Origin of the sequence: Bordetella sp. N, assembly GCF_001433395.1 — a bacterium.
In the GTDB taxonomy this organism is placed as follows: Bacteria; Pseudomonadota; Gammaproteobacteria; order Burkholderiales; family Burkholderiaceae_B; genus Bordetella_C.
In genome coordinates, this window is the sequence record NZ_CP013111.1 from 4996670 (window position 1) to 5019837 (window position 23168).

Annotated in this window: 21 protein-coding genes; 5 read left to right on the top strand and 16 right to left on the bottom strand. The window is 65.5% G+C overall.

The features are described from left to right. The first annotated feature begins 4 nt into the window (after positions 1-4). Positions 5-913, top strand: coding sequence for a hydroxymethylglutaryl-CoA lyase (locus ASB57_RS21525; protein ID WP_057654066.1), 909 nt, complete (start codon positions 5-7; stop codon positions 911-913). A 9-nt stretch (positions 914-922) separates the two neighbouring features. Here ASB57_RS21525 and ASB57_RS21530 read toward each other — a convergent pair whose 3' ends face one another. From ASB57_RS21530 to ASB57_RS21565, 8 genes are all read right to left on the bottom strand, one after another. Beyond that, a complete protein-coding gene (locus tag ASB57_RS21530) occupies positions 923-1954 on the bottom strand; it encodes an amino acid ABC transporter substrate-binding protein (protein ID WP_057654067.1) in 1032 nt (343 codons plus the stop codon). 149 nt (positions 1955-2103) lie between these two features. Then, entirely contained in the window at positions 2104-3369 is a 1266-nt protein-coding gene (locus ASB57_RS21535) for a phenylacetate--CoA ligase family protein (RefSeq protein WP_057654068.1), read from the bottom strand. Positions 3370-3465: 96 nt separating this feature from the next. Then, a complete protein-coding gene (locus tag ASB57_RS21540; protein WP_057654069.1) occupies positions 3466-4308 on the bottom strand; it encodes an ABC transporter ATP-binding protein in 843 nt (280 codons plus the stop codon). 69 nt (positions 4309-4377) lie between these two features. Continuing rightward, on the bottom strand, positions 4378-5712 hold the full coding sequence (locus ASB57_RS21545) for an ABC transporter substrate-binding protein (protein ID WP_156414231.1): 1335 nt from the start codon (positions 5710-5712) through the stop codon (positions 4378-4380). 42 nt (positions 5713-5754) lie between these two features. Then, complete coding sequence (locus ASB57_RS21550; RefSeq protein WP_057654071.1) at positions 5755-6819, bottom strand: branched-chain amino acid ABC transporter permease; 1065 nt, start codon at positions 6817-6819, stop codon at positions 5755-5757. 12 nt (positions 6820-6831) lie between these two features. Next, the gene (locus tag ASB57_RS21555; RefSeq protein ID WP_057654072.1) at positions 6832-7761 is read right to left on the bottom strand and encodes a branched-chain amino acid ABC transporter permease; all 930 of its coding nucleotides are present in this window, start codon (positions 7759-7761) and stop codon (positions 6832-6834) included. 18 nt (positions 7762-7779) lie between these two features. Continuing rightward, complete coding sequence (locus ASB57_RS21560; RefSeq protein ID WP_057656325.1) at positions 7780-8529, bottom strand: ABC transporter ATP-binding protein; 750 nt, start codon at positions 8527-8529, stop codon at positions 7780-7782. Between the two features lie 115 nt (positions 8530-8644). Next, positions 8645-10591 carry a long-chain fatty acid--CoA ligase gene (locus ASB57_RS21565; RefSeq protein WP_057654073.1) on the bottom strand — a complete coding sequence of 649 codons (1947 nt, stop codon included), beginning with the start codon at positions 10589-10591 and terminating at the stop codon, positions 8645-8647. Between the two features lie 209 nt (positions 10592-10800). Between ASB57_RS21565 and ASB57_RS21570 the strand changes: the two genes are divergently transcribed. Beyond that, a complete protein-coding gene (locus tag ASB57_RS21570; protein ID WP_057654074.1) occupies positions 10801-11502 on the top strand; it encodes a Crp/Fnr family transcriptional regulator in 702 nt (233 codons plus the stop codon). 18 nt (positions 11503-11520) lie between these two features. Here the strand turns inward: ASB57_RS21570 and ASB57_RS21575 are convergent, their stop codons facing one another. The 5 genes from ASB57_RS21575 to ASB57_RS21595 form a co-directional block, all read right to left on the bottom strand. Next, entirely contained in the window at positions 11521-12243 is a 723-nt protein-coding gene (locus ASB57_RS21575; RefSeq protein WP_057654075.1) for an ABC transporter ATP-binding protein, read from the bottom strand. A 12-nt stretch (positions 12244-12255) separates the two neighbouring features. Beyond that, positions 12256-14178 carry a branched-chain amino acid ABC transporter ATP-binding protein/permease gene (locus ASB57_RS21580; RefSeq protein ID WP_057654076.1) on the bottom strand — a complete coding sequence of 641 codons (1923 nt, stop codon included), beginning with the start codon at positions 14176-14178 and terminating at the stop codon, positions 12256-12258. Between the two features lie 3 nt (positions 14179-14181). Further along, a complete protein-coding gene (locus ASB57_RS21585; protein ID WP_057656326.1) occupies positions 14182-15054 on the bottom strand; it encodes a branched-chain amino acid ABC transporter permease in 873 nt (290 codons plus the stop codon). Between the two features lie 77 nt (positions 15055-15131). Next, positions 15132-16364, bottom strand: coding sequence for an ABC transporter substrate-binding protein (locus ASB57_RS21590; RefSeq protein WP_057654077.1), 1233 nt, complete (start codon positions 16362-16364; stop codon positions 15132-15134). Positions 16365-16729: 365 nt separating this feature from the next. Beyond that, complete coding sequence (locus ASB57_RS21595; RefSeq protein WP_057656327.1) at positions 16730-17353, bottom strand: LysE/ArgO family amino acid transporter; 624 nt, start codon at positions 17351-17353, stop codon at positions 16730-16732. Between the two features lie 170 nt (positions 17354-17523). Here ASB57_RS21595 and ASB57_RS21600 point away from each other — a divergent pair, with 170 nt between their 5' ends. Both ASB57_RS21600 and ASB57_RS21605 read left to right on the top strand, forming a co-directional pair. Then, the gene (locus ASB57_RS21600; RefSeq protein WP_057654078.1) at positions 17524-18429 is read left to right on the top strand and encodes a LysR family transcriptional regulator ArgP; all 906 of its coding nucleotides are present in this window, start codon (positions 17524-17526) and stop codon (positions 18427-18429) included. A gap of 31 nt (positions 18430-18460) precedes the next feature. After that, the gene (locus ASB57_RS21605; protein ID WP_057654079.1) at positions 18461-18979 is read left to right on the top strand and encodes a copper chaperone PCu(A)C; all 519 of its coding nucleotides are present in this window, start codon (positions 18461-18463) and stop codon (positions 18977-18979) included. A 10-nt stretch (positions 18980-18989) separates the two neighbouring features. Here ASB57_RS21605 and ASB57_RS21610 read toward each other — a convergent pair whose 3' ends face one another. From ASB57_RS21610 to ASB57_RS21620, 3 genes are all read right to left on the bottom strand, one after another. Further along, on the bottom strand, positions 18990-19388 hold the full coding sequence (locus ASB57_RS21610; protein WP_057654080.1) for a hypothetical protein: 399 nt from the start codon (positions 19386-19388) through the stop codon (positions 18990-18992). A gap of 258 nt (positions 19389-19646) precedes the next feature. Next, a complete protein-coding gene (locus ASB57_RS21615; protein WP_057654081.1) occupies positions 19647-20612 on the bottom strand; it encodes a tripartite tricarboxylate transporter substrate binding protein in 966 nt (321 codons plus the stop codon). 197 nt (positions 20613-20809) lie between these two features. Continuing rightward, positions 20810-21565, bottom strand: coding sequence for a YggS family pyridoxal phosphate-dependent enzyme (locus ASB57_RS21620; protein WP_057654082.1), 756 nt, complete (start codon positions 21563-21565; stop codon positions 20810-20812). 356 nt (positions 21566-21921) lie between these two features. Here ASB57_RS21620 and ASB57_RS21625 point away from each other — a divergent pair, with 356 nt between their 5' ends. Further along, a complete protein-coding gene (locus ASB57_RS21625) occupies positions 21922-23166 on the top strand; it encodes a PLP-dependent aminotransferase family protein (protein ID WP_057656328.1) in 1245 nt (414 codons plus the stop codon). The last annotated feature ends 2 nt before the right edge of the window (positions 23167-23168 follow it).

Sequence of the window (23168 nt, forward strand, 5' to 3'; positions counted from 1 at the left end):
CACCATGTCTTTCCCCGAACGCGTGAAAATTGTCGAAGTCTCGCCCCGCGACGGCCTGCAGAACGAGAAAACCTTCATTCCCACCGACGTCAAGATCGAACTGGTGAACCGCCTGTCCGCGGCCGGTTTTCCCAATGTCGAGGCAGCGTCCTTCGTCTCGCCCAAATGGGTGCCGCAGATGGCGGACGGCGCCGAGGTCATGGCGGGTATCGAACGCAAACCGGGCGTGATCTATTCCGTTCTGACGCCCAATATGAAAGGCTTCGACGCGGCCCTGGCCGCCAAGGCCGACGAAGTAGTGATCTTCGGCGCCGCCAGCGAAGCCTTTTCGCAAAAGAACATCAACTGCTCCATCGCTGAATCGATCGCCCGCTTCGAACCCGTGGCCGAAGCCGCCAAGGCGGCCGGCTTGCGCTTGCGTGGCTCGATCAGCACCGCGCTGGGCTGCCCCTACCAAGGTGAGGTGCCGGTAGCCGCCGTGGTGGACGTCGCCCAGCGCTATCTGGCCCTGGGCTGCGACGAGATCGACGTGTCCGACACCATAGGCGTGGGCACGCCGGCGCGCGTGCGCGAAGTGATGCGCGCGGTGACGGCCAAGGTGGATCCGGCGCGTGTGTCCGGCCACTTCCATGACACGTATGGCCAGGCGGTCGCCAACATCCTGGCGGCCCTGGAAACCGGCGTTGCCATCTTCCATACTTCCGTGGCCGGCCTGGGCGGCTGCCCTTACGCCAAGGGCGCCACCGGCAACGTCGCGGCGGAAGACGTGCTGTACATGCTGCGCGGTCTGGACATCGAAACGGGCATCGATTTCGACGCGGTGGTCGACATCGGTCAGTGGATTTCCGGCCACCTGGATCGCAAATCCGCCAGCCGCGCGGGCAACGCTGTGGCAGCCCGGCGCAGCGCCTGACCCTGGCGTTTACCGGATCGGCAGGGCGTACATCAGGCCGCCCTTGTTCCATTGCGCGTTAAGACCGCGCTGGATCTTCAAGGGGCTGCCCTGGCCGACGTTGCGCTCGAAGCTCTCGCCGTAGTTGCCCACCTGCTTGATGATGTTGTAGGCCCACTTGTCATCCACCCCCATGTTCTTGCCCGCGCCCGGGATCACTCCCAGGATGCGCTGGATATTGGGGTTGGGGCTCTTGAGCTGCTCGTCCACATTGGCCGACGTCACGCCGTATTCCTCGGCTTCGATCATGGCCGACATGGACCACTTCACGATGTTCAGCCAGCCGTCGTCACCCTGGCGCACGAACGGGCCCAGGGGCTCCTTGGAGATGATCTCCGGCAGCACCATGTAGTCGTCCGGCTTCGTCAGCTTGGAGATGCGGATCGACGCCAGGCCCGACGCATCGGTGCTGAATACGTCGCAGCGGCCGGCGACGAAGGCGTTGACCACCTCGTTGAACTGGTCGATCACCACGGGCTTGTACTCGACCTTGTTGGCGCGCGCCCAGTCGGCCAGCGTGTTTTCGTTGGAGGTGCCGGCCTGCAGGCAGATGGTGGCGCCGTTCAGTTCCTTGGCGCTCTTGACGTTGAGCGACTTCGGCACCAGGAAGCCCTGGCCATCATAGAAATTGACGCCGGCATGGACCAGGCCCAAAGCGGTATCGCGTTGCTGCGTGACCGAGGTGTTGCGCGCCAGCAGGTCGACTTCGCCGGATTGCAGGGCGGTGAAGCGCTGCTGCGAGTTCAGCGGCACGACCTTGAACTTGCTGGCGTCGCCGAACACGGTGGCGGCGACGGCACGGCACACGTCCACGTCCAGGCCCTTCCAGTTGCCCTGGGCATCCGGCGCGGAGAAACCGGCGAATCCGGTCGTGGTGCCGCACAGCACGGTGCCGCGATGGCGCACCACGTCCAGGGTCTTGCCTTGTTCCGGGGCGGCTTGCGCCGTGTGGGCAATGCCGGCCAGGACGGCCGCGCCGATGACGGCCTTGACGATACGCATGATGAGTCCTTTATCCAGTTCGGGCGCGCTGATCTGCGCCGCGCAGGGGCATAAGCTTAGCGCGGCGGATGAGGATCAGGTAAATGAGCCGGGGTAATAAGATCACACCCCCGGCGGCCGCCCGAGCATGAGCCGTGCCCGGCCCGGATTCAATCGTACGAGCGGGCGTCCTCGATCACCTTGCCATCGTTCGGCAGGCTGCCGGGCGCCACCAGCTCGACCTCGGCGCGCAGCTTGGTGACATCGCGGACCGATTCGGCCAGCGCTTGCGCCAGCGCCGGCGCCGCGTCGGCCGCCTCCACCCGCAAGACCATGCGATCGGCCCCGGTCGCCCCCGTCACCACCAGCCGCCCCCGGCCCGCCTGGGGATGGCGCCGCAGGATCTCGGCCACCTGGGAAGGATGGACGAACAGGCCGCGCACCTTGGTGGTCTGGTCGGCCCGCCCCATCCAGCCGCGCAGACGCAGATTGGTACGTCCGCAGGACGACTGGCCCGGCAGCACGGCCGACAGGTCACCGGTGCCGAAACGCACGAGCGGGTAATCCGGATTCAGCGTGGTCACCACCACCTCGCCGACCTCCCCTTCCGCCACGGGATCGCCGGTGCCCGGACGCACGATCTCGACAATGATGTCCTCGCCCACCACCAGCCCTTCCCGCGCCTCCGTCTCGAAGGCGATCAGGCCCAGATCGGCGCTGCCGTAGGCCTGGTAGCCCTGCACGCCGCGGGCCGACAGCCAGTCACGCAGGGACGGCGGAAACGCTTCGCCCGACACCAGGGCGCGGCGCAAGGTGTCCAGCCTGACCCCCAGTTCTTCCGCCTTCTCCAGGATGATCTTCAGGAAACTGGGCGTACCCGTATACCCGCTGGGCCCCAGGTCGCGGATGGCCATGACCTGCTGTTCGGTCTGGCCGGTGCCGCCGGGAAAGACCGTGCAGCCCACCGCGTGGGCGGCGGTCTCCATCATGGAGCCGGCCGGCGTGAAGTGATAGGAGAAGCAGTTGTACGTCAGGTGCCCCTGGCGAAAGCCGGCGGCATAAAGGGCCCGCCCGAAGCGCCAGTAGTCGCGCCGGGCGCTTTCCGGTTCGTAGATGGGCCCCGGCGATGCGAACACCCGCAGGGCCTGGCCCCAACCCAGGGCTGCATAGCCGCCGAAGACTTTTTCGGCATCGTTGGGCCCGGGCGCCGCGCGGCTGCGCTGCTGGCCTTCCAGCAATTCGTGCTTGCGCAAGACCGGCAAGGCCGCCAGCGCGGCACGCGAGGTCACCGCGCGCGCGTCGACCCCGGCCAGTTGGCGCGCCAGCGCCGGTGCCTGCGTCTGCGCATGGACGATCGCGCCCGGCAGCGCCGCCATCAGGTCCTGCTCGCGCTGCTCGGGTGCGCGAGTTTCCAGGCCATCGAAGAAATTGGACATATGCCCGGTCTCCATCAAAGGGCACCCGTGTTCGAACCCGCCGCCTCTTCTGATAAAGAGCGACGCTTGCCGGCGCTGCTCACCAGCGCCGCTGCTTCAAGCCAGCCAGCGCTTGCGCCGCCGGTAGAATTTGGTGTCGCGGAAGCTCTTGCGCGCGCCGCTGGAAATACCCAGGTAGAACTCTTTCACGTCTTCATTGGCGCCCAGCGCGTCCGCCGCACCGTCCATCACCACGCGGCCGTTTTCCAGGATGTAGCCGTAGTCCGCGTAACGCAGGGCAATGTTGGTGTTCTGTTCCGCCAGCAGAAAGCTCACGCGTTCACGCTGGTTGAGGTCGCGCACGATCTCGAAGATTTCCTCGACGATCTGCGGCGCCAGGCCCATGGACGGCTCGTCCAGCAAAATCATGTTGGGGCTGGCCATCAAGGCCCGCCCGATGGCCGTCATCTGCTGCTCGCCGCCGGAGGTATAGCCGGACTGGCTGGTACGCCGCTGCTTCAGGCGCGGGAAGTACTGATACACGCGGTCCAAGGCGGCGGAGGTGTCGCCCCGGCTCAACCGACGGGTGTACGCACCGGTCAGCAGGTTCTCTTCCACCGTCAAGTGCGCGAAGCAGTGCCGCCCTTCCATCACCTGCACCACGCCACGCTGCACCAGCTCGGCCGGAGACAGGCGTTCCACGCGCTCGTCGCGGTAGCGGATCTGCCCTTTCGTGACGTCGCCGCGTTCGCCCTTGAGCAGGTTGGACACCGCGCGCAAGGTCGTGGTCTTGCCCGCGCCGTTGGCGCCCAGCAGGGCCACGATCTTGCCCTCCGGCACTTGCAGGGAAACGCCCTTGAGCACCAGGATGACGTGGTTGTAGATGACTTCGATGCCGTTGACGTCCAGCAGCACCGGCGGTGCCGCGGCATCACCCGCGCCGGGTGGTGTTGCGTTCATACCTGACTCCCTCGAAACACCGCCCCGCGGGCAGGCGCCCGCAAGCGCCCACCCGCAAGGCCGGCTTCATTACCCTTCGCAGTTCTTCGGCGTGATGTTCTTGTCCTTGGCGTATTTAGCCGCCTCGGCCTTCACCAGCGGGCCCACCATATTGGGATCCGCCTGGTACCAGTCCGACGCCACCTTGAACTGCTTGCCGTCCCATTGCACGATGCGGGCCCAGTCGGCGCCCAGGTGATTGGCGCAGGACGTCTTGAACGGCCGCACGATGCCGCCGAAGCCCAGCTTGTCCAGTTTCTCCTGGGTCAGATCCAGGTTCTCGAAGCCCCAGCGCACCTGCTCCGGCGTCATCGATTTGCCCTTGCCGTACTTCTCCTGCGCCGTGCGGATGGCCTCGACCTGCAGCATGGAAATGATCATGCCGCGGGTGTGCGCGATGGTGCCCAGGGTGGTGTTGTTGCGGTCGCTGCCCTGGCCCTTGTCGTAGACATACTTCTTCAGATCCTGGGCCACCTTGCCCTGCTCGCCGCTGTTGTGGATGGTGATGGCGTTGTAGCCCTTGGCGACGTCGCCCAGGTCCTTCACGTCACCTTCCGAGCCGGCCCACCAGATCGCATACATCTTGTCGCGCGGATAGCCGCTGGCCTGCGCTTCGCGGATGGCGGTAGGTGTCATGATGCCCGCGCTCCACAGCAGCACATAGGCGGGCCGCGCCTGGCGGATCTGCAGCCAGGTCGACTTCTGCTCGACGCCGGGCGCCGTCACCGGATACAGCTGCAGTTCGAAGCCATTGGCGGCGGCGCGCTTCTGCAGCAGCTGGATCGGCTCCTTGCCGTAGGGCGAGTCGTGATACACGAGGGCGATCTTCTTGCCCTTGAGCTTGTCCATGCCGCCTTCTTTCTTGGCGATGTCCTGGATCATCACGTCGGCGGCGGTCCAGTAGGTGCCGAGCAGCGGGAAGTTCCACTGGAACACCGACCCATCCGCGGCCTGCGACAGGCCGTAACCCACGGTTTCCACCGGCACCTTGTCCAGCGGCGCCTTGTCGGTCACCGCGAAAGTGATGCCCGTGGATTGCGAGTCGAAGCCCGACGCACCGGTCGGACCATGCGATTTCAGGCGCTCGTAGCACTCCACGCCCTTGTCCGTGGCGTAGGCGGTTTCGCATTCCTCATAGGTGATCTTGACGCCGTTGATGCCGCCGTCGCGTTCATTGACCAGCTTCAGGTAGTCCAGCTTGCCGTCGGCCCACGGTATGCCCAGCGGCGCGAAGGAGCCGGTGCGGTACACCAGCAACGGCACGAACTGCTCGTCGGCGAGGGCCGGCAGGGTGACGCCGCCCAGCGCGGCGCCCAGGGCGAGCGCGGCGCCTGCACGCTTCAGGTTCAAACGTTTCATCTCCATTACCTCCTCGGGGTGCTCTGATGGCACCGTGATATACCGGTTTCAATACGGAAAAGGCCACAGCCGCAATTTCTCTTTGGCAATGCTCCACAAGCGCGCCAGGCCATGCGGCTCGGCGATCAAAAACGTGACGATGAGGGCGCCGAACACCATGTGCTCGATATGGGATGCCGTGTCCACCGCCAGCGGCAGTCCCAACATGCCCGGTATGTTGGACAGCAGCACGGGCACCAGAACGATGAAGGCCGCGCCGAAGAAACAACCCAGGATGGAGCCGAGCCCGCCGATGATGACCATGAACAGGAGCTGGAAGGAGCGGGTCAGGTCGAACGCCAGCGGCTCCCACGAACCCAGGTGGATGAAGCCCCACAAGGCTCCCGCCACGCCGACGATGAAGGAACTGACGGCGAAGGCGGTCAGCTTGGCGTACATCGGCCGGATGCCGATGACGGACGCCGCCACGTCCATGTCGCGGATGGCCATCCATTCACGGCCGATGGCGCCGCGCACCAGGTTCTTCACCAACAGCGTGAACACGCACACCAGCGCCAGCACGAACAGGTATTTCTCCATGGCGGTCTGCACCGGCAGCCCGAAGGCCGTCAGCTGCGGCACCGACACGTTGCCCGACGATGAGTAGTTGGTGAAGTACGGGATCCGCAGGAACGCCCAGTCGACGAAGAATTGCGCGGCCAGGGTCGCCACCGCCAGGTACAGGCCGCGGATGCGCAGGCTGGGGATGCCGAAGATCACGCCCACCACGGTGGCGCACAGTCCGCCCAGGACGATCTGCAGCAGCAGCGGCATGGCGGGAATACGCACACCGAAGTTCCACGCGGCATAAGCGCCCACGGCCATGAAGGCGCCCGTGCCCAGGGAAATCTGGCCGCAATAGCCCACCAGCACATTCAGGCCCACGGCCGCCAGGGACAGGATCAGGAAGGGGATCAGCAAGGCGCGCAGCAGGTAGTCGCTGGCCAGCAAGGGCACGCCGACGAAGGCAAAGGCCAGCAGCAGCATGACGAAGATGCGGTCCTGGCGGATCGGAAAAATCTGCTGGTCGGCCACGTAGCTGGTTTTGAACTGGCCATTCTCGCGATACAGCATGGAATGCTCCTGTTAAACCCGGTCGATGATTTTTTCGCCGAACAGGCCCTGCGGCCTGAACAGCAGGAAGACCAGCGCCAGCACATAGGCGAACCAGATTTCGATACCGCCGCCCACCAGCGAACCCAGGTAGACCTCCGACAACTTCTCCCCCACGCCGATGATCAGTCCGCCCAGGATGGCGCCGGGCACCGATGTCAGCCCCCCGAGGATCACCACAGGCAAGGCTCGCAGCGCCGCGGTCGACAGGGTGAACTGCACGCCGAATTTGGAGCCCCAGATCACGCCCGCCACCAGCGCCACCAGACCCGCCACGCTCCACACCACCACCCAGATGCGGTTGAGCGGAATGCCGATGGACTGTGCCGCCTGATGGTCATCCGCCACCGCGCGCAGGGCCCGGCCGGTGGACGTGTACTGGAAGAACAGCGCCAGCGCCGCCACCAGCAAGGCCGCCACCACCGCGGCAGTGAGATCCTCCAGGTTGATCAGCAGGCCGCCGTCGAACACGGAATCAAGGATGATGGCCGGATCCTTGGGCATGCCCACATTGATGGAATACACCGAGCTGCCGAAGGAGATCTGGCCCAGGCCATCGAGGAAATAGCTGATGCCCAAGGTGGCCATCAACAGCGTGGTGGCTTCCTGGTTGACCAGATGGCGCAGCACGAATTTTTCCACCACCACCGCCAGCGCGAACATCACGGCCGCCGCCACGATGAAGGCCAGCACGTTCGCCAGCAGCGGATTGCTGAAACCGAGCCAGCGCGGAATCCATTCGGAAAAGCGCGCCATCGCCAGGGCGGCGACCAGCACCATGGCGCCCTGCGCGAAATTGAAAACGCCGGACGCCTTGAAGATCAGCACGAAGCCCAGGCCGATCAGGGCGTACAGCATGCCGCTCATCAGGCCGCCGAACAGTGTTTCAAGAAAGAATCCCATGTCGTCCTCCGTGGCGGGTCAGTGCGCGACGCCCAGATAGGCGCGGATGACGTCGGGATTGGCGCGTACCTCGTCGGGCGCGCCATCGCCGATCTTCTTGCCGTAGTCCAGCACAACCACCCGATCGGAGATATCCATCACCACGCCCATATCGTGTTCGATCAGGACGATGGTCGTCCCGAACTCGTCGTTGACGTCGAGGATGTAGCGGCTCATGTCCTGCTTTTCCTCGATATTCATGCCCGCCATCGGTTCGTCCAGCAGCAGCAGGCGCGGCTCCATGGCCAGCGCGCGGCCCAGGTCGACGCGTTTCTGCAGGCCATAAGGCAGGCGTCCGACCGGCACCTTGCGGTACGCCTGGATCTCCAGGAAGTCGATGATGTTCTCGACGAACTCGCGTTGGCGGCTTTCCTCGCGAGCCGCCGGGCCGATGCGCAGCGCCTGCGCCAGCAGGCCGCACTTCATGCGCAGGTTGCGGCCGGTCATGATGTTGTCCAGCACGCTCATGCCCTTGAACAGCGCCAGGTTCTGGAACGTGCGGGCGATGCCCATCTCGGCCGCGCGGCGGGGAGACATGCGGGTGTAGTGGTCGCCCGCGAAGACGATGGCGCCCTGCTGCGGCGTGTAGACGCCGTTGATGACGTTGAGCATGGAGCTCTTGCCGGCGCCGTTGGGGCCGATGATGGCGCGGATCTCATGCTCGCGGACATTGAAGGAGATGTCGGTCAGCGCCTTGACCCCGCCGAAGGACAGCGAGATGTTCTGCATGTCGAGTATCACCTCGCCACTACGCCGCGCGCGGGTGGCGGGTGCGTCGGCGATGGGGTCGTCAGCGGCCAGCGCGGTGTCGGCGGAACGGGCCATCAATACAGCTTGGCTCATATCAGGCCGCCTCCCCGGCCAACGCGGGGAACACCCGCGCCTCGCGCAGTTTCAGGTCCGCGGCGATGCGGCCGACGCGGCCGTCTTCGAACTTCACCTCGGTTTCGATGTACTGGGTGGCCTGCCCCGCGAACAACGCGTCCACCAGCACGGCGTACTTCTGCGCGATGAAGGCACGCCGCACCTTGCGCGTACGGGTGAGTTCGTCATCATCGGGATCCAGTTCCTTGTGCAGGATCAGGAAGCGCCGCACCTGGGACGCCGCCAGACGCGGATCGTGCGCCAGGTCGGCATTGGCCTGCTCGACACAGCCCAGGATCAGTTCACTGACCTCGTCCTTGCCCGCCAGGTCGGTATAGCCGGCATACGCCAGGCCACGCCGCTCGGCCCAGTTGCCGACGGCTTCCAGATCGATATTGATGAATGCGCAGACCTGGTCGCGGCCCGCGCCGAAGGCCACCACTTCCTTGATGTGCGGAAAGAACTTCAGCTTGTTTTCGATGTACTTAGGGGCGAACAGGCTGCCGTCCGCCAGCTTGCCGACGTCCTTGGCGCGATCGATGATCTTCAGTTGCCCATCCTGATCCAGATAACCGGCATCACCCGTATGGAACCAGCCGTCTTCGCCACGCGCTTCCACGGTGGCGGCGGGATTGCGGTAGTACTCCTTGAACAGGCCCGGGCTGCGCACCAGGATCTCGCCGCTGTCGGCAACCTTGATCTCCACGCCGGCCACTGGCGGGCCCACGGTATCGGCGCGCACCTTGCCGTCGGGCTGCACGCACACGAACACCGAGGTCTCGGTGGACCCGTACAACTGCTTCAGGTTGATGCCCAACGACCGATAAAAGGTGAACAGGTCCGGGCCGATGGCCTCGCCCGCCGTATAGGCCACGCGCACGCGGCTCATGCCCAGGGCGTTGCGCAGCGGACCGTAGATCAGCATGTCGCCCAGGGCATAGCGCAGGCGGTCGAACAGCGCCACCGGCTCGCCATCCAGGATGCGCACGCCCACCCGACGCGCCAGGTTCATGCAGGCCTTGAACAGATGGCGCTTCATATAGCCGGCGTCTTCCATGCGTATCAGCACGCGCGTGAGCAGGTCTTCCAGGATGCGGGGCGGCGCGAAGTAATAGGTCGGGCCGATGTCGCGCATGTCGATGGCCACCGTGGACGGCGATTCCGGATGGTTGACCGTAAAGCCCGTGACCAGCAGCTGCGTGTAGGAAAACATGTTCTGCCCTATCCACGCCGGCGGCAGATAAGCCAGCACGTCTTCGCGATCGGTCAGGTTTTCCATGCCCTGCACCGCGCGCGCGCGGTCGATCAACGCCAGGTGGGTCAGCACCACGCCTTTCGGTTTGCCGGTGGTACCGGACGTGTAGAACATCGCCGCGGTATCTTCCGGCCGCACGGCGGCCGCGGTGCGGTCGAAAAAGCCGGCATCGCGCGCCGCGTGCGCGTCGCCGGCGGCCAGCAGCGCGTCGAAGGACATCAGCATGGGATCGCTGTAGTGACGCAGCCCGCGGGGGTCGTCATAGACGACGCGGCGCAGGTCCGGGCAGCCGCCGCGTACCTCCAGCATCTTGTCGACCTGCTCCTGGTCCTCGGCGATCACCACGCCGATGGCAGCGTCCTGCAGCACATAGGCCATTTCCTGCGCGACGGCGTCCTGGTACATCGGCACCGGAATCGCGCCCAGCGCCTGGGCCGCCATCATGGAGATATACAGGCGCGGACGGTTCTCGCCGACCACGGCCACGTGCTGGCCCGGCAACACGCCCTGGGCAGCCAGTCCGTGCGCGGTGCGGCGCACCATGGCCGCGACCTGCGCCCAGGTCAGGGCCTGCCAGATGCCAAGGTTCTTCTCCCGGATCGCGGGACGGTCGCCGCGCGTATGCGCATGCGCCAGCAGCAGGGCGGGAAAGGTGTCCGCCGCCGCCGGCATCGGCGAGGATGCAGACAGGTCTTGCGCCACGTTGTCTCCTGTGTGGGTCTGGACACATGGCCTGATGCGGCGATCGGTGGATCGCGACACCCCCGGCGCGGTGTCCAGCCCTCTTCGTTGTAGGTATCGGGCTGCGCTTAAGGTATAAGGTTAAAAAAACGCCAACTGTCACCCCTACGACATTTCCTAGCCTTTTAGGGTATATCCCGATGCAGCAAGCCGACTCACTGCAATTGGCCGCCGCCTGGCTCCGTCTGTTGAATGCGCAAGAGCAGGCGCGCGTCCTCAGAGACATCACCATCCAGCAGGTGGGGGCCGGCACCATCATCGAGCGCAAGGGTGAACCAGGGCAGGCCTGGATCGGCGTCCTGGCCGGGCTGCTAAAGGTTTCCGTGGGCAATGCGGACGGCAAGCTGGCGTCCCTGACCGGCGTGCCGGCGGGCGGATGGATAGGTGAAGGCACCCTGCTCAAACGCGAGATCCGCAAATACGATGTGGTGGCGCTACGGGAATCCGTCGTGGCCCGCTTGCCGGCGGCGACTTTTGAATTCCTGCTCGACACCAGCATCCCCTTCAATCGCTATCTGCTGCAGCAGCTCAATGAGCGCGTCGCGCAGTTCATAGGCAAGGCGGAAAACGACCGCCTGCTCGACACCGATGCACGCGTGGCGCGCTGCCTGGCGGAATTGTTCAATCCCCTGCTCTATCCCGGCATGGGCATGAAGCTGGCCATCACCCAGGAAGAAGTGGGCTACCTGGCCCGTGTGTCGCGCCAGCGCGCCAATCAGGCCCTGGCCGCGTTGGAGGCTGCCGGCCTGCTGCGAGTGGAGTACGGCGGCGTGCGGGTGATGGATCTGGAAGGCTTGAAGCATTACGGCGAAGATCCCTGGGCAGGCAAAGGACTGCCATGACGTCAAGCTAAACCCCGATCAGTGGGAACCGCCCAGGTAGGCCGCCACCACGGCGGGATCGTGGCGCAGCTTGTCGGGTGTGCCATGGACGGAAATGCGGCCGTTCTCAAGGACATAGCCGTAGTCCGCTACATTCAGGGCCGCCGCGGCGAATTGCTCCACCAGCAGCATGGTCACGCCCTGCTCCTTCAAGCGGCCGATGATGCGGAACACTTCTTCCACGAGGATCGGCGCCAGTCCCATGGACGGTTCGTCCAGCAGCACCAGCTCGGGATTCAGCATGACGGCGCGCGCCATGGCCAGCATCTGCTGCTCGCCACCGGACAAGGTGCCGGCCAATTGCGCCCGCCTTTCCTTCAGGCGCGGGAACAGGTCCATGGCGCGCTCCAGGTCGCCGTCGACGTCGCCGCGCGGACGCTTGCCCGTCAGGCGCGGATAGGCGCCCAGCCGCAGATTGTCCGCCACCGACAGGGTGGGAAACACCCGCCGGCCCTCCGGCGAATGCGCCAGGCCCAGGCGCGCGATGCGATGCGAATCGAGGCCGTCGATACGCTGCGCGCCCAGCGTGATTTCACCCGCGGAGGGTTTGATCATGCCCGACAGCGCGCGCATCGTGGTGGTCTTGCCGGCGCCGTTGGAGCCGATCAGCGTCACCACCTTGGCCTTCGGCACCTCCATGGTGATGCCGTGCAGGACCTTGACCTTGCCGTAGCCCGCTTCGAGATTCTTGATGGATAGCATGTGTCACTCTCGTCAGGCGGCCGAGCCGCCCAGATAGGCTTCGACGACCTTGGGATTGGCCTGCACCTCGGCCGGCAAACCCTCGGCGATCTTCTGTCCGAAGTCCAGCACCGACACCGTGTCGCAGACACCCATCACCACGTCCATATGATGCTCGATCAGGATCAGGGTGATGCCGTGGTCGCGCACCTTGCGGATGATCACCAGCAGCTCGGCGATGTCGGGCGCGGTCAGCCCCGCCGCCGGTTCATCGAGCAGCAGCAGTTGCGGATCCAGTGCCAGCGCGCGCGCGATTTCCAGCAGGCGCTGCTTGCCGTAGGGCAGGTTGCGCGCCTCTTCGTCCGCCAGATTTTCCAGTCCCACGAATTCCAGCAGGGCCAGCGCGCGCGCCCGCGCTTCGTTCTCTTCGCGCTTCCAGCGCGGCGTGCGCAGGGCGATGTTGGTCAGGCCGGTGCGGAAGGTATGGTGCAGGCCCACCAGCACGTTTTCCAGCGCGGTCATCTCGCCGAACAGCGCCACGTTCTGGAACGTGCGCGCCACGCCGGCCGACGCGATCTGCGCCGGCACCAGGCCCACCAGTGACCGGCCGCCGAATTCCACCGCGCCCGCCGTGGGCACATAAATGCCGCTCAGCACGTTCATCATGGTGCTCTTGCCCGACCCGTTAGGCCCGATCAGCCCGTGGATGGAACCGCGCTTGACTACCAGGTCGACCTGATTCAAGGCGCGCAGGCCGCCGAACTGCATCAGGATGCCCTTGGCCGTCAGCAGCTCCTGCCCATGATCGGCGCGTGTCTGCGGCACGGCATCCGTTTCCTGAACCAGTTCCTTCTTCACCGCCAGCGCGGCACGCTGGGTGTTGAAGAACAGGTTGCGCACGAACCCCACGATGCCGTCGGGCAGGTAGTACACGACGAAAAGTATCATCAGGCCGAAGATGGTCAGGCGCCAGTCCGTCAGCGCTTCCATCCAGTAGGCGAACACCGTCAGGGCCACCGTGCCGACCACCGGCACCGCCATGCGCCGTGGCGTCGTGCGGCCCTTGGCCACGGCGACGGCGCCGCCGATCAGCACCAGCAAGGCCAGGCCCAGCGCGATCAGGCGGAAGGTCGCGATGTCGTCCAGCATCTTGGGCAGCAGCACCACGATGGCGGCGCCCAGCAGCGCGCCCACGCGGGTCTTGCGTCCGCCCATGATGATGGCCAACAGGAACAGGATGGTCAGTTCGAAGTTGTAGGTATTGGGTGAGATGTATTGCTCGGAGTAGGAATAGAGCCCGCCGGCAAGCCCGGCAAAGCCGGCGCTGATGACGAAGGCCACCACCTTGTAGCGGTACACCGACACGCCCATGCAGTCCGCGGCGATGGGGCTGTCGCGCAGGGCTTCGAAGGTACGGCCGATGTGCGACTTCAGGATGCGGTGCACGACCAGCAGCGCGAGCACCAGCAGCGCCCCCACCAGCCAGAAGTACTCGCGCTTGTCGAGCATGTGCCCGCCGATGGTCGGCTTGTTGAGCTTGATGCCCATCGGACCTTCAGTCAGGAAACTCATCTCGTTGATGAGGATCTGGATGATGGTGCCGAAGGCCAGGGTGACCATGGCCAGGTAAGGACCGATCACGCGCAGCGCCGGCAAGGCCAGGATGGCGCCGAACACGGCGGCGATGGCGATGGCCGCCGGCAGGGTCAACCAGATCGGCCAGCCCAGGTGGAAGAACAGCACACCCACGACATAGGAGCCGATACCGAACAGGCCGGCATGGCCCAGCGACACCTGCCCCGTGTACCCCACCACGATATCCAGCCCGAACAGCAGGATGGCGTAGATCATGATGGTTTCGACGAGATGCAGGTAATACGGATTGGCGACGGCCAGCGGCAGGCCGATCAGGAAGGCGATGCCCAGAATCGAGGCGATCAAGGTGAGCGGTTTCATGGGTCAGACCTTCTTGATCGCGGTCTTGCCGAACAGGCCGGCGGGCTTGAACGCGAGCACCAGCAACAGCAACACCAGGCCGGGTACGTCCTTGTAGCCGGTCGACAGATAGAAGCCGGTGGTGGTCTCGGCGATGCCGAGGATCAGGCCGCCGACCACCACGCCGGTGCCGCTGGACAGGCCGCCGATGATGGCGACGGCGAAGGCCTTCAGGCCCAGCACCGCGCCCATGGTGGCGCCCGTCAGCGTGAGCGGCGCGATCAGCACGCCGGCGAAAGACGCGGTCAGCGACGACAGCGCGTAGGAGAAGGTGATCACCAGCCCGGTATTGATGCCCATCAGGCCCGCCGCGTCGCGGTCGTTGGACGTGGCGACGAAAGCCTTGCCGTGGATGGACTTGCGGTTGAACAGTTCGACCAGCAACATCATGGCCAGCGCGCCGACGACCACCAGCATTTCCATCGGCAGCACGTTGGCGCCGGCTATCTGCACGGGCGCCACGGGCAGCGGCGACGGGAAAGGCAGGTCGTCACGGCCCCAGACGTTTTCCGCGACGTTGCGGAAAATGATGCCCAGCGCGATGGTGGCCATGATCCAGCCGAACTCGGAGCGCGTCTTGATGGCCGGACGCACGGCGATACGTTCGACCACCGCGCCCTGGATGAAGCCGAAGACGCAGACGATGGGTATCATCAACCAATAATTGACGCCCAGGCCGACCAGCGTCAGGCCCACCAGCGCGCCCAGCATCAGGGCCTCGCCCTGGCCGAAGTTCAAGGTGCCCGAGGTCGCGAACGTCAGTTGATAGCCGAAGGCGATGACCGCGTAGATCATGCCCAGCGCGATTCCGCTGTAAATCAATTGCAAGAGAATCATCGGATTTTCCGCGAAGAAACCCACCCCCGCCCTGTTGGGCGGGGGTTTGCCTGCTGCTCAATCGTGCTTTGACGTGCTTACTTCGACGCTGCCGCCGACGCCGCGCTGTCCTTCTTGCGCGGCTGGGCGGTGGCCTTCAGGTCGTCCGGATACGCATAGACCACGCGGCCGTCCTTGACCTCGCCGAACACCACCAGGTTGGCGGTGATGGCATCGTGGTCGTCGTGCGTGAACGGCTTGTCATACGTCATGACCACGCCTTCCACCGGCTTCTGCAGGTCTTCCAGCGCAGCGCGCACCTTGGGGCCCTCGGTCGAGTTGGCCTGGGTGATGGCCGCCGCCAGCAGGTAGATCGAGTCATAGCCCTGGGCGGCCGACACCGGCGAATCGATGCGGTTGTTCTTGGGCTTGAACTTGGCCAGGTAGGCGTCGATGAAGGCCTTGCGCTTGGGCGTATTGGGTTCCTGGATGAAGGTTTGCGGCATGCGCGCACCCGAACCGTTGGCGCCGGCGTTATCGATGTAGTTGGCCATGGACAGGGTCCAGCTGCCGACGATCGGCACCTTCCAGCCCAGCTTGGCCATACCGTTGGCGATCTGCGCCAGCTCGGGCCCGATGCCGTAGGTCAACACGGCTTGCGCGCCGGCTTCCTTGGACTTCAACAGCTGGGCCGTCATGTCGACGTCCTTGATGTTGAACTTCTCGGTGGCCACCGCCTTCACGCCTTTCGCGGCCAGCGCTTTTTCCAGGTCTTCGCGGCCCAGCTGGCCATAGTTGGTGGAGTCGGCCAGGATGGCGACCTTCTTGAAGCCGCTGCGCACCACGGCTTCCTCGACGATCATCGGCGCCTGGATGCTGTCATGGGCGGCGTTGCGGAAGACGTAGTTGTCGGGGTTCTCCGGCGCCTTGAACTGGTGCGTGATGACGCTGCCGGTGGCGACGTTGTTGAAGACCGGAATCTTGGCATCCTGGAAGAAGCGCTGGGAAGCCAGCGCCACCCCGGTATTGATATAGCCGACGACGGCGGCAACCTGTTCCTTGTTGATCAGCTCCTGCGCGATCTGCACGCCGCGCTCGTTCTTGGCTTCGTCGTCGCGCTCGATCAGGACCAATTGGCGCCCGAGCACACCGCCGCTCTTATTGATTTCTTCGGCAGCCAGACGCACGCCGTCACGCATGCTCACGCCCATCGAGGATGATCCACCGGTGTAGGGACCGCTGACGCCGATCTTGATGGGATCGGCGGCGTGGGCGTTACCCATGCAGGCGAGAGCCAGGGCGCCGACGAGCAGCTTGATACGATGATTCATTAATGTCTCCTTTATGATTTTTACTGCGTAGGACCGCGTGCTTCTTGAGACTGTCTGAACTGCCTGAATCGCTGGACTGAAACCGTATGGAGTGAACCGCAGCACTGGACGCCGCGCAAAAAATGCGCGCGTCAGAGGGCGTATCGAGGTGGTTTGTCTCCCTGCTTGTCTTCTTCTAATCGGGCATCGCTGCGCCGGGCGCCGCTACGTGCGTCGTTTCCCGCTAACGGAAAATGACAGGCGGCACCGTGCTGTAAATGATAGTGACAGTGCGTCCCGGGCTCAATGCCGAGGGCACTAGGGATTGCCCGCGTCGCCGCAAGCTTCGCGTAAGTTGCGATGCAGCCGGGGAAAACGTGCGTGCTTCAGGCCACGCGCAGCAATAAACGCACGGCCATGCCGGCCATGACGACCGCGATGCCGCCGTCCAGTACGCGCCATGTGCGCGCGTCGCGCAGCAGGGGCGCGGCCAGGCGCGCGCCGCCGCCCAGGATCAACAGCCACACCACGCTGGCGCAGACAGCGCCGGCGGCGAAGGCCAGGCTGGCCGAGCCGAAGTTGTGCGCAAGCGCGCCGACCAGGGCCATATCCAGCCAGAAATGCGGATTGAGCAAAGTGAAGGCCAGCGCGCTCAACACCGCGCCGCGCCGGGTATGCGCCACCCTGGCCGCTGGCGCCAGGCCGCCGCCCGCCGCCAGGGCCCGTCTTGCGGACCGCCACGCGCAGCATGCCAGAAAGACCGCCCCGCCCCAGCCCATGACCGTCATCAGCCACGGCGCCTGTTCATCGAGGGCGCGCAGCCCAAGCGCGCTGGCGAAGATGACCACGGCATCGGCCAGGCCGCAGACCAGCAGCACGCTGGGCAGATGTGCCCGCATCAGCCCCTGGCGCAGGATGAAGGCGCTTTGCGCGCCGACCGCGGCGAACAGGCCCAGGCCGGTGAGCAGGCCCGCCAACCAGGCCTGGAGATCGAAGGTAGTCGTAAACATGGGCGTGATTCTGCCGCCGCGCACTACATTAGTTAAGCTAATTTTCATTAGGTATATTAAGATTTTCTAATCTGATCCTGGATCATTCGCGGGAGGCTGGAACCCGGCGGACGTTCCTGACAACTCATCTGTGATCCTGACCCGCCAACTTTCTAATTTCCTCATATACAGTGAACCTCGATTACGCTCATGTGCGCGCCTTGGCCGCGGTCATCCGCGAGGGCAGTTTCGATCGCGCCGCGCAAGCACTCAACGTCACCCCCTCCGCCATTTCCCAGCGCATCCGTTCACTGGAAGACCGCGTCGGCCGTCTGCTGGTGCAGCGCACCGTGCCCGCCCTGCCCACCGCCGATGGCCGCATCGTGGTGCAGTACGCCGAGCAGACCGCCCTGCTGGAGCACGACGCGCTGGCCCGGCTGGGCATGCTGGCCGACGACGGGCCGCAGGCGACCCTGCCGGTGGCGGTGAACCACGACAGCCTTGAAACCTGGTTCATGGACGCCGCCATCCGCTTTTCGGCGGGCTCCCAGGCCACCCTGGACCTGCGCTCGGAAGACCAGGACCACACGGCCACGCTGTTACGCAACGGCACCGTGCTGGGCGCCGTCACCACGCTGGCCGAGCCGGTACAGGGCTGCCGCCTGCATGCGCTGGGCAGCATGCGTTACGTCGCGTCCTGCAGCCCGGAATTCCACGAGCGCCATTTCGCCGAAGGCGTCAACGCGCAGTCGCTGGGACAGGCGCCGGTGCTGGTCTACAACCGCAAGGATGCGATGCAGGCGCGATTCGCACGCAAGTACATGGGCAAGACGGCCTGGCAGCCGCCCATCTGGTGGCTGCCTTCGGCGCGCGCGTTCGTACAGGCATCCCTGGCCGGCCTGGGGTGGTCGATGAATCCCCTGGCCTTGATCCAGCAGGAACTGGACAAGGGCACTCTGGTGCCCCTGCGCGCGCGCGCCTATGAAGACGCGCCGCTTTACTGGCAGCACTGGCGGGTAAACTCGGACACCATGTCGAGCCTGACCGATGCGGTGCTGGCCGCATCCCGCCAACTGATCCGCCGGAGCCGGCCCTGAACCGCGCTTCCTCTTTATTAGGAGTTATCCCATGACCGTACGCAAATTTGCCCTGGCAGCCATGTTGGCGCTGGCGGCTCAAGGCGCCGCGCAGGCGCATGATTTCAAGGCCGGCGCCATCGAGATCGACGACCTTTGGATGCGCGCGACGGCGCCGGGCCAGAGCGTCGGCGGCGGATATATGGAAATCGAGAACAAGGGCAAGGAGGCCGACCGCCTGCTGTCGGTCAAATCACCGATCGCCGACAGTGTCGAGGTGCACGAGACCCGCACGGAAAACGGCGTGTCCAGCATGCGCGGCACCGGGCCGGTAACCGTGCCCGCCGGCGGTGAAGTCAAATTCGCGCCGGGCGGTTATCACCTGATGTTCATGAAGCTCAAGCAGCCGCTGAAGCAGGATGAGGAAGTAGCGGCGACTTTGGTATTCGAGCATGCCGGCGCGGTCGACGTGAAGTTCAAGGTCCAGCCCATCGGCTACAAGGCCGGCGGCGCCATGAAGCACGACATGGGCAGCATGCCGGGCATGGACCACTCGAAGATGTCGCATTGACGCGGCGGCCTCAGGCGTCGTCGCCGAGGATGTAGTCCAACAGGACGGGATGTTGGTCCAGGGCCGGCCGGCACTCCCGCAGCAACAGCGCGATCAGCACCTTTTCGCGCTCTCTTCTTTCCTCGAAGCTGGATACATCGATGGGCCCCGCCCACACATCCCAGCTGTAGTGCGTGACCGCGTCGAACATGGCGTTCAGTTGCTCCTGGCTTCTGCCCTGGCGATGCAGCGCCAGCCCCTGCTGGAACAGCGCGCCGTCACGGCGGCATTTCTTGCGCAGGGTCTTCACGGTGGTGACGGTTTCGCGGTCCAGCCCGTCGACGGGCAGGGGCGGATACGGCGAGGCGAAACCGAAGAGCGTCGTAAGGCGCGACCGGAGCGTGGAAGCGGACGTGTCGAGAGTAGTCATGATAGCCACCTGGAGGAGGATGGGCGCAATTCAGCTTGCGTCCCGTGGACATAGCGTGTTGCAGCGCATGCACCCAGGCTAGGTCCCCGCGGACTTTCCACCTATGAGGGCGGACCGACAAAGCACGTCGGAAATTTCGTATCCTCGGAGTGCTATCTGGTTCCTCCTTGCAGCCCTCTCCGCCGCAGCCCTCCTCGCTCCAGCCTCCCCTTACTTCAGCCTCCCGTCACTTCAGCCTGCCTGTACTTCGGCCTGCCGTCACTCCAGCCGGATCCCCGCCTTGCGTATCACTTCCGCCCAGCGCGTACGCTCCCGGTCCGCGTAGACGCGGAATTCCGCGCCGGACATGGGCATGGGCATCACCCCCATGTCGTGCAGCTTGTCCGCGACCGCGGGCAAGGCCAGCGTGCGCGCCAGGTCGTCTCCCAGTTTCCTGACCACCGCGGCGGGCAGGCCGGGCGGGCCGACCACGCCTTGCCAGGCATAGGCGGTGAAATCGCTCACGCCCTGCTCCGCCATGGTCGGCGCATCCGGCAGGATGGCCAGGCGTTGCGGCGTGGCCGTGGCCAGCACCCGCAGCTTGCCTGCCTTGACGTTGGGCAGGCCGGCGGCAAGATCGATGAACATCATGTCGACCTGGCCGCCCAGCAGATCCTGGATGGCCGGCGCCGCGCCCTTGTAGGGCACGTGCAGCACATTGACATTGGCGCGCTGCTTGAACAGCTCCAGGGCCAGGTGATGCGGCGATCCCGCGCCAGCCGAGGCCGCGGTCAGCTTGCCCGGTTCGCGCCGCGCGGCGGCGATGACGTCGGCCACCGATTTGAAAGGCGACTGCGCATTCACGGCCAACAGCAGCGGCAGCTGGGCCAGGCCGCCGATGTAGGTAAAGCGTTGCGGGTCGTAGGACAGTTGCGCGTATAGCGACGGGTTATAGGCCAGCGTGCCGGAGTCGGCGGTACCGATCATGTAGCCGTTGGGAGTGGCCTGCGCCACGGCGGTGGCGCCGATGATGGTGGCCGCGCCCGGCCGGTTCTCGACCACGATGGGCTGCCCCAAAGGCTTTTCCAGACCCGCCGCCACGGCCCGCGCCACCACGTCCGAACCGCCGCCGGCCGGATAAGGGACGATCCAGCGCAAGGGTTGCGAGGGCCAGTTCTGCGCGGACGCGCCGGCGGCAAGACAGGTCAGCGCCAGCGCCAGCAGGCGCCGGATGAGGAAAGGCATGGGAGTCTCCTGATGTCATTGTTCTTGACCAGGCCCTGGGCGCCAGAAGCGCTCATCGCGGCACGGCTGCCACCATTATGTCCGTGGCGCGCCTTGCGGTGAAGCGGAAACGCGCGAAGAGACGCGCGCCCCTCACCCGCACGCGGCGAGATTCCCTTGTCGCCAAGGGGCCGCTTGTCGCTAAGTGCCGCGCGTTGCTAAGTGGCCGAATAGTCGCGCGCGCCGAAGAGCGCGCTGCCGATGCGGACTTCGGTGGAGCCCTCTTCGATGGCCAGTTCGAAATCGCCGCTCATGCCCATGGACAGGCGGTCCAGGCCGCCCTGGTCGCCGGCCGTGCGCCAGGCGTCGGCCACCAGGCCGTCCGCACGCGCGGCGTCGCGCAAGGTCCGCAGGCGCCGGAAGCAGGCGCGTACCGCCTGCTCGTCGTCGCTATTCACCGCCAGGGTCATCAGGCCACGAACCCGCAGGCTGGGATAGTCGGCGGCCAAGGTGCGCAGGAAGTCCGGCAGGGCGGCGCCGTCCAGGCCGAATTTCGATGGCTCGTCCGACGTCTTGACCTGCACCAGCACGTCCAGCACGCGGCCTTCGGCGCTCAGGCGCCGGTCCAGCGCCTGCGCCAGGTCCAGGCGATCCAGCGACTGCACCTCCGCCGCCAGGGCAGCGGCGTCCTTGGCCTTGTTGGTCTGCAAATGGCCTATCACCACCCAATCGACCGGGCAGTCGGTCAGCTGCCCGGCCTTTTCCCGCACTTCCTGCATCCGGCTTTCGCCAAAACGCCGCAGGCCGCAGGCGGCGGCGTCACGGATCAGCTCGGTGCCGAACGTCTTGCTGACCGGCAACAACGCCACGTCGGCGGAACTGCGCCCCGCGCGGCGGCAGGCAATATCGATACGCGCCTGGATGGCGGCGAGGCGGACGGCAAAGGCGTTGATGGCGTTAGTGGAATCAGACACGGTAGAGGAATCGATACAGAAGTGCGAGACAGGGTTTATGGAAGACGTTGAGCGCCTGCCGCACGCTGCTCGCAGGGCGGGCCCGCGGGCAGCTCCGGAGTCGCCCCGGCCATCGGGCCCGGCGCCACGCGCCCGGGCCCACCCACGCGGTCGCGGCACCGCAGCATAAAGGGCTATTCGCACGAATCGCCCTTTCATCCGGCGTACCACACCGAGGTAACAAAACGACATTCCAAATTCCCTTCTAGTTTAGAATCCTTGAAGCCCGGTCAGCCATGTTTATCACCCGCGCCGGGATGTCGTACGCAGTCCGGCCCGCCGCCAAGGCGGATCATCGTCCTACCTCCGCGACCATCATGCCGTCCACCTCCGTGCCCGAATACGCTTTCGCGGCACCCTTCACGCAGCCGCCCGCCTCCCCCATCCGCCGCCTGGTGCCCTACGCCAACCGACCCGGCACCATTTCGATGGCCGGTGGCTATCCCGCCCAGGAATTGTTCGACGTCGCCGGCCTGCAGGCCGCTTCGGCCACGGTAGGCGCCCGACTGGTCGACTGCCTGCAGTATTCGAACATCGAAGGCCAGGCCAGCCTGCGCCACGCCCTGGCGCGACTGTCCGCGCAGCGCGGCATCGAATGCGACCCGGACACCGAGCTGGCCGTGACCGGCGGCTCGCAACAGGCACTGGCGCTGCTCTCGCGCGTCATGCTGCAACCGGGCGACGTGGCTTTCGTCGAAAGCCCGGGCTTCCCCAATTCCGCCCAGACCATGCGCCACACCGGCGCGACGGTCATCACCGTGCCGTCCGGCCCGGAAGGCATAGACATCGACGCGCTGGCGCGCCTCGCTGAAATCCACAAGCCCAAGCTGGTGAGCGTGGTCGCCACGTTCTCCAATCCCTGCGGCGCCACGCTCACGCGGGAAAAACGCCTGCGCCTGCTGGAGCTGGCCGTGCAGCATCGCTTCCTGCTGGTGGAAGACGATCCCTACGGCGAACTGCGCTTCACCGGCGAGGCCGTGCCGCCCATCCTGTCCCTGGCGACCGGCGAGGCGCGCAAGTGGACCGCCTACATCTCCAGCATGTCCAAGACCATGGCGCCCGGCCTGCGTATCGGCTGGATGATCGCGCCGGCGGAAGTCCGCCGCCGCTGCACGGGGGCCAAGGCCGCCGATGACATGGCGTGTTCGGCCTGGATCCAGGAGATCGTCGCGCAGTATCTGGCCGATGGCCACTACGACCGTCACGTGCCGCGTATCCGCGCCGCCTATGGCTCGCGCTGCGCCGCGCTGGGCGATGCCCTGCGCACGCACATGGGGGATGAGATCACTTTCCTGCAACCGCAGGGCGGCATGTTCTGCTGGGGCCGGCTGACGGGCGAGATCGACAGCACGCGCCTGCTGCCTTACGCCATCGAGCACGAGATGGTCTACGTGCCGGGCAATGCTTTTTATGGCGACCCGGCGCAGGCCGATGCCCAGGCCATGCGCATGTCCTTCGCCACCATGAACGAAGCGCAGATCACCGAAGGCATCATCCGCCTGCGCCGCGCCCTGCGCGCGTGCATCGCCAAAGAGCCGGTGTCGATCGCCCTGGCGGCCTGAGG

Bases quoted from the DNA above. Each gene is read 5' to 3' on its own strand.
- ASB57_RS21525 (WP_057654066.1), top strand. From the start codon at position 5: ATGTCTTTCCCCGAACGCGTGAAAATTGTCGAAGTCTCGCCCCGCGAC.
- ASB57_RS21530 (WP_057654067.1), bottom strand. From the start codon at position 1,954: ATGCGTATCGTCAAGGCCGTCATCGGCGCGGCCGTCCTGGCCGGCATT.
- ASB57_RS21535 (WP_057654068.1), bottom strand. From the start codon at position 3,369: ATGTCCAATTTCTTCGATGGCCTGGAAACTCGCGCACCCGAGCAGCGC.
- ASB57_RS21540 (WP_057654069.1), bottom strand. From the start codon at position 4,308: ATGAACGCAACACCACCCGGCGCGGGTGATGCCGCGGCACCGCCGGTG.
- ASB57_RS21545 (WP_156414231.1), bottom strand. From the start codon at position 5,712: ATGGAGATGAAACGTTTGAACCTGAAGCGTGCAGGCGCCGCGCTCGCC.
- ASB57_RS21550 (WP_057654071.1), bottom strand. From the start codon at position 6,819: ATGCTGTATCGCGAGAATGGCCAGTTCAAAACCAGCTACGTGGCCGAC.
- ASB57_RS21555 (WP_057654072.1), bottom strand. From the start codon at position 7,761: ATGGGATTCTTTCTTGAAACACTGTTCGGCGGCCTGATGAGCGGCATG.
- ASB57_RS21560 (WP_057656325.1), bottom strand. From the start codon at position 8,529: ATGCAGAACATCTCGCTGTCCTTCGGCGGGGTCAAGGCGCTGACCGAC.
- ASB57_RS21565 (WP_057654073.1), bottom strand. From the start codon at position 10,591: ATGCCGGCGGCGGCGGACACCTTTCCCGCCCTGCTGCTGGCGCATGCG.
- ASB57_RS21570 (WP_057654074.1), top strand. From the start codon at position 10,801: ATGCAGCAAGCCGACTCACTGCAATTGGCCGCCGCCTGGCTCCGTCTG.
- ASB57_RS21575 (WP_057654075.1), bottom strand. From the start codon at position 12,243: ATGCTATCCATCAAGAATCTCGAAGCGGGCTACGGCAAGGTCAAGGTC.
- ASB57_RS21580 (WP_057654076.1), bottom strand. From the start codon at position 14,178: ATGAAACCGCTCACCTTGATCGCCTCGATTCTGGGCATCGCCTTCCTG.
- ASB57_RS21585 (WP_057656326.1), bottom strand. From the start codon at position 15,054: ATGATTCTCTTGCAATTGATTTACAGCGGAATCGCGCTGGGCATGATC.
- ASB57_RS21590 (WP_057654077.1), bottom strand. From the start codon at position 16,364: ATGAATCATCGTATCAAGCTGCTCGTCGGCGCCCTGGCTCTCGCCTGC.
- ASB57_RS21595 (WP_057656327.1), bottom strand. From the start codon at position 17,353: ATGTTTACGACTACCTTCGATCTCCAGGCCTGGTTGGCGGGCCTGCTC.
- ASB57_RS21605 (WP_057654079.1), top strand. From the start codon at position 18,461: ATGACCGTACGCAAATTTGCCCTGGCAGCCATGTTGGCGCTGGCGGCT.
- ASB57_RS21610 (WP_057654080.1), bottom strand. From the start codon at position 19,388: ATGACTACTCTCGACACGTCCGCTTCCACGCTCCGGTCGCGCCTTACG.
- ASB57_RS21615 (WP_057654081.1), bottom strand. From the start codon at position 20,612: ATGCCTTTCCTCATCCGGCGCCTGCTGGCGCTGGCGCTGACCTGTCTT.
- ASB57_RS21625 (WP_057656328.1), top strand. From the start codon at position 21,922: ATGCCGTCCACCTCCGTGCCCGAATACGCTTTCGCGGCACCCTTCACG.